We start from the raw sequence: 8,027 nt of genomic DNA on the forward strand, positions 1-8,027 counted from the left end.
GAACTGCTAATGGGAAAGGCTCCTAATCTTAGTCACTCTCAGGAGAGAATAATTCAGAAGCGTGTTTGTCCATCATTTCTAATGCCATACCACCACCACGCGCAACACACGTAAGCGGATCATCGGCAACGATTACAGGCAACCCTGTCTCATCACTGATCAATCGATCAATTTCACGCAACAACGCACCACCGCCCGTTAACACGAGACCAGATTCAGCAATATCAGCAGCTAGCTCCGGCGGAGATTGCTCTAGCACGCCTTTAATCGCTTGTACAATTTGAGCCAAAGGCTCCTGTAAAGCCTCTAGGATTTCAGTGCTTTTTAACGTGAAGGCACGAGGTACGCCCTCAGCTAAATTACGGCCTCGAACATCAATCTGAAGCTCTTCACCAGTGTGGTACGCCATACCGATCTCTGTTTTAATGCGCTCTGCCGTGGCATCACCAATCAAACTGCCGTACTGACGACGCACATAAGTAGTAATCGCTTCATCAAAGCGGTCACCACCAATACGAATAGATTCAGACGTTACGATGCCATTCAAGGAAATGATCGCAATTTCAGTGGTACCACCACCGATATCAATTACCATTGAACCAGAGGCTTCAGCAACCGGAAGACCTGCACCAATTGCAGCGGCCATTGGTTCTTCAATAATAAATACTTCGCGGGCCCCCGCTCCCAAAGCCGATTCTTTAATTGCGCGACGCTCAACTTGCGTTGATTTACACGGCACACACACTAAAACTCGAGGACTTGGTTTTAACATACTGTTTTCATGTACTTTAGAAATAAAGTACTGAAGCATTTTTTCGGTTACATGGAAGTCGGCAATTACACCGTCCTTCATCGGGCGGATAGCCGTAATGTTTCCAGGCGTACGTCCTAACATGCGCTTCGCGTCAGCTCCAACAGACGCTACAGTTTTTTGATTACCATTGTGACGAATTGCTACAACAGACGGCTCATCCAAAACGATTCCACGATCGCGCACGTAAATAAGGGTATTGGCTGTTCCCAAGTCGATGGATAGGTCGCTTGAGAACATTCCCCTAATTTTTTTAAACATGAATTTCTACACCCTGAAAAGATCCATTACGAATAGTGAGAAAATGTAACAACCCGAGGTACTTTGGGCAAGTCGAAAGGGCATAAATATGCGATTTCTTTACGCATATATCTTTGTTTATTGGTGGTTTTTCACTTGGCATAGGAATAATCGATATTTTTACTCCATGCGCTTTCTACCTTTTCGTAATGGCGCTACAATGAGCCTATTTTTTGAAAACCGATAAAATTAGGTGAAACATGTCTCTAGAAAAGCAAGACGTGCTCAAAATCGCGCACCTTGCTCGTTTATCGTTAGATGATAACGATGCCGAGCAATACCAGAATTCTTTAACAAGCATTCTTGATTTGGTTGAACAAATGCAATCCGTCGATACTGATGGAGTTGAGCCGCTATCTAATCCGCTCGAAGCAAAACAGCGCTTACGTGATGACGTCGTGACGGAGGGCAATCGTCGTGAAGCCTTCCTTGCAAACGCACCTCAAACCGAAGCGGGCCTTTTCTTGGTTCCTCAAGTTATCGAATAAGAGCTTAATTAAATGGTTGATCAAAGCATTACTTCGCTCGCCAAAAAATTGCGAGCAAAAGACATTTCCAGCGTTGAACTGACGCAAGACTATCTAGCGCGCATCAAGCAACTAGACGGCCAATTGAACAGTTACATTACCGTGAGCGATGAAATCGCCCTTGCCCAAGCAGAAGCCGCCGACAAATTAATCGCCAGCGGCTCAACAAGTGCGCTAGCAGGGATCCCCATTGCCCACAAAGATTTATTTTGTACTGACGGTATTTTAACGACATGCGCATCAAAAATGCTGCATAACTTCATACCGCCATACGAATCAACCGTAACCGGCCGTATGCAGGCGTCTGGCGCCATCACATTGGGCAAGACCAATATGGACGAGTTCGCCATGGGCTCTTCAAATGAAAACAGTCATTACGGCGCCGTCAAAAACCCTTGGAATCTAGACAAAGTACCCGGTGGCTCTTCTGGTGGCTCCGCTGCCGCGGTGGCTGCAGGCTTATGTGTAGCAGCAACAGGCACTGATACAGGTGGTTCGATTCGTCAGCCTGCTTCTTTTTGCGGCATCACAGGCCTAAAACCAACGTATGGTCGCGTTTCTCGTTTCGGTATGATCGCATACGCCTCCAGCCTTGACCAAGCCGGCCCTATGGCTCGCTCAGCAGAAGATTGTGCGCACATACTGCAATCGATTGCTGGCTTTGATACAAACGATTCAACGTGCTCAGAAATAGCAACAGAAGACTACACTGCAAACCTAGATGCACCCTTAAGCGGTTTAAGCATCGGCCTTCCAAAAGAGTACTTTGGTGATGGACTGAACAACGACGTTGCCAAAGCGATCCAAGATGCAGTCAAAGAGTTTGAAAAACTGGGCGCAACGGTTAAAGAAATCTCTTTACCAAACCTAAACCTAAGTATTCCATCTTATTACGTCATCGCTCCTTCAGAAGCATCCTCAAACCTATCTCGCTTTGACGGCGTTCGTTACGGCTACCGCTGTGAAGATCCAAAAGATTTAATGGACATGTACAAGCGTTCACGTGGCGAAGGCTTCGGTAAAGAAGTTCAAAAACGCATCATGGTTGGTACGTACGCTTTATCGGAAGGCTACTACGACGCTTATTATTTAAAAGCTCAACGCATTCGCCGCCTGATTAAAGAAGATTTCGTTAAGGCGTTCGAACAAGTAGATGTCATTATGGGCCCTGTTGCACCAACCACTGCATTTGGTATTGGCGCTAAAACAGACGACCCAATTGCCATGTACCTAGAAGATATCTACACCCTATCGGTTAACTTAGCTGGCGTTCCCGCCATGTCCATTCCAGCAGGTTTTGCGGATGGCATGCCAGTCGGCCTGCAAATTATGGGCAACTACTTTTCTGAGGCCAAGCTTTTAAATGTTGCACACAAGTTCCAACAAGCAACAGATTGGCACACCAAAAACCCTAGCTTGGCAGAAGGAGCGTAAATATGAATTGGGAAGTTGTCATCGGCTTGGAAATCCACGCCCAACTATCGACCAACTCTAAATTATTCTCTGGCGCCGCGACAAGTTTTGGTGCAGAGCCTAATACAAATACAACACTTGTTGATCTTGGTATGCCTGGCGCACTCCCTGTATTCAACAAAGAAGCCCTTCGTATGGCCGTCATGTTTGGTCATGCTGTCAATGCTGAAATTGGCATGACATCGATTTTCGCGCGCAAGAATTACTTTTACCCAGACCTGCCCAAGGGTTATCAAACCAGTCAGATGGACGATCCTATCGTAGGCAAGGGGTATCTAGACATCACACTAGATGATGGCACAGTGAAACGCGTAGGCATCACACGCGCCCATTTAGAAGAAGATGCAGGCAAATCTTTACATGAAGATTTCCACGGCATGACGGGCATTGATCTTAATCGCTCCAGCACACCGCTTCTTGAAATCGTCTCTGAACCAGATATCCGCTCAGCAAAAGAAGCGGTTGCCTATGTGAAAATGATTCATTCAATTGTCACTTACCTAGGCATCTGTGATGGCAATATGGCCGAAGGCAACATGCGCTGTGACGTCAACATTTCTCTGCGCCCTAAAGGTCAAGAAGCCTATGGTACTCGTACGGAAATCAAAAACGTAAACTCGTTTCGCTTTATTGAGCGTGCCATTTACACTGAGATCGAACGTCAAGCTGACATCCTCGAAGATGGCGGTAAGATCACTCAAGAAACTCGCTTATACGATCCAGACAAAGATGAAACTCGCAGCATGCGCTCCAAAGAAGAAGCCAACGATTACCGTTACTTCCCTTGCCCAGACTTACTGCCTATCGAGTTAACGCAAGAATACGTTGACCAAATTGCAGCCAACCTCCCTGAGCTACCCAAGCAAAAAGCGGATCGCTTTATGTCTGAATACAAGCTAAGTGAGTACGACGCGGGCGTTTTATCTGCTACACGCGCTATGGCTGACTATTTTGAAGAAACTGCAAACGTAGCAGGCAATGCCAAGCTTGCCGCAAACTGGGTCATGGGTGAGTTAAGCAAATACCTTAACTCAGAGTCGAAAGACATCTCTGAATCACCGGTATCTGCCGGACATTTAGGCGGTTTACTGGTTCGCATTGAAGACAACACTATCAATGGCAAAACAGCTAAAAGCGTTCTTCAAGCCATGTGGGATGGTGAAGGCTCAGCCGATGACATCATTGAAGCGAAAGGTCTCAAGCAAGTAACAGACACTGGCGCCATCGAAGCCGTAATTCAAAGTGTTATTGATGCCAATCCAGCTCAAGTTGAGCAGTTCCGCGCGTCTGATGAAGACAAACAGAAAAAAATGATTGGCTTCTTTATGGGGCAAGTCATGAAAGCCTCTCAAGGTAAAGCCAACCCAGGTATGGTGACACCAATCCTAAACAAACTATTAAAAGGCTAACCGTCTTTCAGTAGCAGAAAAGCCCGCACGCTGCGGGCTTTTTCTTTTATAGGACACATATAGCAGAGCCTAGTAAGCACCAACCTTTATGCTACTTCGCTATCAAACGGTTCGATACGATTTCGTCCGCCATTTTTTGCACGATATAGTTGAAGATCTGCAGATTCGAACGCTGCAATCAAACCATCCTTAGGTCTCATGCAAATACCAATGCTGCAAGTCACCGCCAAGCGCTTCTCAGTGAATAACATACAGCGAACCGACTTCATAAACTGCTGTATACTTAATCGCATTACACTTTCTGGCCTAGCTGAAATAACAGCAAACTCCTCACCGCCGTAGCGCCCTACAACATCACTCGGAAAGCTCTCCTGCAGTAATTTAGCAAATTGCACGATCAGCTCGTCGCCAATACGGTGCCCCAATGAATCATTCACCTGCTTAAACTCGTCTAAATCAAACATACAAACACTTAGACACTCAAGACTATCTCGCTTAGCGAACAACTCTTCACCCTGCTCAAACAAGTATCCTCGGTTAAATAACCCCGTTAGGGAGTCCAACTTCGCCGCCAACTGAATCGTTTCCAGCATTTCCATGGAATCCAAACTGCTAAACACACGCCAATAAAACTCTTCATGGTGAAATGGCTTCTTTAGAAAATCATTTGCACCACCTTTTATAAACTTTGCCGACATCAGGCCATCCCCTTCGGAAGATACCCCGATGAACACCAAATTCTGATAGCAAGGCTGTTCACGCAGCGCCTTCACTAATTCACAGCCATCCATATTCGGCATATGATGATCTGAAATAACCAGCTTAATATCAGGGTTTTCTTTTAATTTTTGCAAAGCCTCAAGACCATCATTGACGCTTTCCACTTCAAATTTGGCCTTTGTTAATAGATTGCAAATAATGTTTCTACTGACAGAGCTATCATCCACAACCAACACCTTCGTCTGCGTGTTTTTACGCAGACGATCGAGCACTTTGACCACTTGATTGTAGGCAAAGCGACAGTCTTTTGTAATGTAATCTAGAACACCTTCTGCCAACAAACGGCCGCGCAGGGTCTCACTGAAATTCCCAGTTAATACGACCGTTGGAATACCTTTCTCCAACACCTCATTAACCACCTCGCCGTTCGGGGCATCAGGCAAATTTAGGTCCACTACCGCAGCAAGAAATGCAACATCTTGCTTCATAGCTTCCCGAGCTGTCGCTAGATCCTTGCACATCACGCAACGAAAGAAAGGATTTGCACCTATTAATTTCGCGAGGATTTTTCTAACAACAGCGGTATCTTCAACCACTAATATGTTATACATTCTGCTACCCTTAAGATTACTCAAATTGAATGTAACAGCGTTTTGAACATTTAACGTCTGTTTCTTAGTAGTAAATCAGTGAACATTTGTAAAAAGAGTCCCATGAATTGTCGATCTCACTGCGGTGCTTGCTGCATTGCCCCTTCTATTTCCAGCCCCATTCCCGGCATGCCTAAAGGCAAACCTGCGGGCGTGCCCTGCATCCAGCTTGACGAGCAATTCGGCTGTAAAATATTTGGACAACCCGAGCGCCCTGCTGTCTGCGCAAACTTCAAAGCAGTGGAATATGTTTGTGGTAAACACCGAGACCAGGCGCTAGCAATCCTTGACGATATGGAGTCCACAACACAACCGAACATCCGCCTAAAGGATCTTACATGAAATCGTTTACACGTCATTTCGGTGCAGCGCTTGTCACCTGCGCCATGCTAGCCGGCTGCTCCTCCAACACACCCAGTACTCAGACTAAAAACTTCATTGAAACACCCCCTTCCGATACTCAGATTGAAAGTAGCGTTCGACAACAAGTGTCTTGGATGCTGGAAGCATTTACACCCATCGCGGGTCAAGCGTTACCAAACAAGAACGTCTTAGAGGCCTATGAGTTCCGGAATTTTGATCCTATATGGATTAAAGAGACACAACTAGACATGGCCATTTATAAGCTCGTTGATACACTCGAAAGCGCGCGAAGCCATGGCCTTAACCCTGTCCACTACCATCTTGAAATACTTAAAGAATACTTAGCAATCAAGAAGCCAAGTTCACAACAGCTTGCTGAACTCGACGTGATCGCAACCATTGCCCTTTCAAGCTATGCTCACGATCTTTCTAATGGCCGTTATGAGCCGCAGTTAATTGACCCCAATTGGCGCCTTGATGCACCTAGTAAAGACTGGCAAAACCTATTGCTCTTAGACTCGCCAACCAATATGGTGAATTACTTACCAACCCTTGCACCTCGGCAACCCGATTATCAAGTACTTCAAAATTGGCTGGTTTTTTATCAGGAAACCGCTCAAAAAGAAGGCGATATCCGTATTGAGGTAGGTGTACCTTTACGATTTGGCGATGAAGGACCGCGAGTGGCTCAGCTGCGTGCGCGATTGGTTCAATTAGGGGACATCAGATTCTCTAGTCGCAAAGTGAATGAAGACTATTTTGATAATGACATTCGTGAAGCGTTAAAACGCTTTCAAAAGCGCCATCATTTAGCACCTGATGGTGCAGCCGGCACTCAAACAATACAAATGCTCAATGTTCCTTTGGAAGAGCGCGCCAAACAAATTGCTTATAATTTAGAGCGCTGGCGCTGGCTACCCACACAACTTGAAGACAATCGTGTTTGGGTTGATTTAACTGCCTATACAGCTCATATTTTCTTGAACGACCAAAATGAAAGCATGAAGGTGGTGATTGGCAAGCCAGAACGAAGAACCAACGTATTTTATGGCAAAATGACTTATATGGTCACCAATCCAACTTGGCGCGTTCCTATGCGCATTGCCCGCGAGAATCTACTGCCTAAGCTGCAGAAGAACCCCAGTTATTTAACCGAAAATGGTTATCAGCTTTACTCTAGCTGGAGCATTGGCGCAAAACGATTGGATCCATTATCAATAAAATGGAATAACATCAAACCTGAAGACCTTCACTACCGCTTTGAACAAACGGCGGATGATGGTAATGCTCTGGGAGCCTATAAATTTATGTTTCCCAACAAGTTCGATATTTATCTGCACGACACGCCAGCGAAGCATCTTTTTAGAGAACAAGACCGCGCCTTCAGCTCTGGCTGTATTCGCTTAGAGCGTCCAGAAGATTTTGCCGATTTACTGGTGGCTGGCGATAAAAAACGCCAAAATCAGCTGGCTCAAGCACGCCAATCCAAGCAAACCAAAGTCATCTCATTGAAGGATGAGCTACCTGTCTATTTGGTTTACTTTACTGTCGTACCAAACAGTAATGGTATGCCAGAATTCCGTAATGACATCTATGAGCGCGATACATTAATGGAAGAAGCGATGGGTTATGCCCCTTTCCACACCAAAGAAAGCATTTAGGCAAAAGCAGGACACAAAAAATGGGGCTTAATCGCCTAATGCTGTTCACTTAAGGATTGCATTAAGTTAAATAGCCCAAGAAAATCCGATTAAGCATTCTTAATCGGATTTTT

The 8,027-nt window shown here is 45.5% G+C and carries 7 protein-coding genes; 5 read left to right on the forward strand and 2 right to left on the reverse strand.

Annotated features, from left to right (window positions below; genetic code table 11):
- Positions 1 to 28 precede the first annotated feature (28 nt).
- Entirely contained in the window at positions 29 to 1,072 is a 1,044-nt protein-coding gene (locus AYW76_RS16700; RefSeq protein ID WP_067037504.1) for a rod shape-determining protein, read from the reverse strand.
- Between the two features lie 239 nt (positions 1,073 to 1,311).
- Here AYW76_RS16700 and gatC point away from each other — a divergent pair, with 239 nt between their 5' ends.
- From gatC to gatB, 3 genes are read left to right on the forward strand one after another with little or no spacing between them, the layout of a single operon-like run.
- Positions 1,312 to 1,599, forward strand: a complete 288-nt coding sequence (gene gatC / locus AYW76_RS16705; protein WP_067037502.1) for an Asp-tRNA(Asn)/Glu-tRNA(Gln) amidotransferase subunit GatC — start codon at positions 1,312 to 1,314, stop codon at positions 1,597 to 1,599.
- A 12-nt stretch (positions 1,600 to 1,611) separates the two neighbouring features.
- Positions 1,612 to 3,072 (forward strand): Asp-tRNA(Asn)/Glu-tRNA(Gln) amidotransferase subunit GatA, encoded by a 1,461-nt coding sequence (gatA, locus tag AYW76_RS16710; protein ID WP_067223289.1) that lies wholly within the window; start codon positions 1,612 to 1,614, stop codon positions 3,070 to 3,072.
- Between the two features lie 2 nt (positions 3,073 to 3,074).
- Positions 3,075 to 4,520: an Asp-tRNA(Asn)/Glu-tRNA(Gln) amidotransferase subunit GatB gene (gatB, locus tag AYW76_RS16715; protein ID WP_067223291.1), complete on the forward strand. Its 1,446-nt coding sequence runs from the start codon at positions 3,075 to 3,077 to the stop codon at positions 4,518 to 4,520.
- Positions 4,521 to 4,606: 86 nt separating this feature from the next.
- Here the strand turns inward: gatB and AYW76_RS16720 are convergent, their stop codons facing one another.
- Positions 4,607 to 5,851 (reverse strand): diguanylate cyclase, encoded by a 1,245-nt coding sequence (locus AYW76_RS16720; RefSeq protein WP_067223293.1) that lies wholly within the window; start codon positions 5,849 to 5,851, stop codon positions 4,607 to 4,609.
- 102 nt (positions 5,852 to 5,953) lie between these two features.
- Between AYW76_RS16720 and AYW76_RS16725 the strand changes: the two genes are divergently transcribed.
- Complete coding sequence (locus tag AYW76_RS16725; protein WP_067037493.1) at positions 5,954 to 6,232, forward strand: YkgJ family cysteine cluster protein; 279 nt, start codon at positions 5,954 to 5,956, stop codon at positions 6,230 to 6,232.
- On the forward strand, positions 6,229 to 7,914 hold the full coding sequence (locus AYW76_RS16730; protein WP_067223296.1) for a L,D-transpeptidase family protein: 1,686 nt from the start codon (positions 6,229 to 6,231) through the stop codon (positions 7,912 to 7,914). The genes AYW76_RS16725 and AYW76_RS16730 overlap by 4 nt, the downstream gene beginning before the upstream one ends.
- Positions 7,915 to 8,027 lie beyond the last annotated feature (113 nt).

This window comes from Marinomonas gallaica, from assembly GCF_001639745.1.
Lineage (GTDB): Bacteria > Pseudomonadota > Gammaproteobacteria > Pseudomonadales > Marinomonadaceae > Marinomonas > Marinomonas gallaica.